Source organism: Brevundimonas sp. (genome assembly GCF_036963785.1).
Taxonomy (GTDB): domain Bacteria; phylum Pseudomonadota; class Alphaproteobacteria; order Caulobacterales; family Caulobacteraceae; genus Brevundimonas.
Genome location: NZ_JBALUS010000022.1, coordinates 1 through 551, shown reverse-complemented (window position 1 = coordinate 551; position 551 = coordinate 1). Strand labels below are relative to the sequence as shown.

At 63.2% G+C, this 551-nt stretch carries 1 protein-coding gene; it reads right to left on the bottom strand.

From position 1 onward, the window contains the following. Positions 1-90: 90 nt before the first annotated feature. Positions 91-551 (bottom strand): copper resistance protein B (locus tag V7672_RS15265; protein ID WP_335625419.1); only part of this gene is annotated, 461 nt, incomplete at its 5' end.

The window sequence follows — 551 nt, the reverse complement described above, 5'->3', positions numbered from 1 at the left end:
GGGGTATCGCCAGAGTATCATGGGCGTATCATGGCAGTATCATGAGCGTATCATTGCGGCGCGGGCCGTCTCCCGCGCCGCAATCGCCGGTCAGTACCAGGCCCGAAGCCCGATGATGAAGGCCGTCCCGCTGGACGCTTCACCCGCGGCTTCTGCAAGATCGGCTGTCTCGCCGAACCGCTCCTGCCATTCAACGCCGATATAGGGCGCAAATTCACGCTTCACCTCATAGCGAAGGCGCAGACCGGCATCGAGCCCGGTGAGGCCACTGCCGAGTTCAAGCTCGGGAATGTCCTGCGCGGAGAATTCCGCCTCGATGCGCGGCTGGAGGATGAGGCGCTGGGTGAGAAGCAGCTCGTATTCGGCCTCGATACGGGCGGTGAGATCCCCGTCCGTGGACAGGAACGCCGCCGTATCGAGTTCGAAGAGATAGGGCGCGAGCCCCTGAAACCCGGCCACAAGGTGTGAGCGCCCCTCGGGTTCGAAATCCTGGCGGAGACCGGCCTGGAAGTCAAAATAGGGCGAAATGGCACGGGACCAGAGCAGCTGGA